General features: G+C 36.3%; 1 protein-coding gene. It reads right to left on the bottom strand.

Annotated features, from left to right (window positions below):
* A partial coding sequence (locus tag Q5Y73_RS24680) for a hypothetical protein (RefSeq protein WP_305994577.1) occupies positions 1-377 on the bottom strand: 377 nt, incomplete at both ends.

The raw sequence follows: 377 nt of genomic DNA on the forward strand, positions 1-377 counted from the left end.
TCCATCACTATCTTTTTTCTCAACAATTGCAACTTCAGGTTTCACTTTATCAACGATTTCAGTTGCATCTTCAGTTGAGAATGGTGCTGGAGCTAAACCAAACTCATTGTAAGTATCTGGGTTTAATGCAGCATCTTCGAATGCTACTACAAGACCGCTATCAGCGATGTTTGTTGTTGCTAATTCAAATTCTAATACTAATCTTACTAATGTTCCATCACTGTTGTATTCTACTTCAATATCATCAATGATATCGTCGCCTTCTTCTGGTGTTTCTGTAAAGTTACCTTCTACAGTCCATCCAGAACGGGATACTTCTTCAAGCTCTTGATTAAATTGAACTTCAATAACGTTTCTGCTAACTACTGTGATTTCAT

The organism is Chengkuizengella axinellae, from assembly GCF_030730905.1.
GTDB lineage: Bacteria > Bacillota > Bacilli > Paenibacillales > KCTC-33759 > Chengkuizengella > Chengkuizengella axinellae.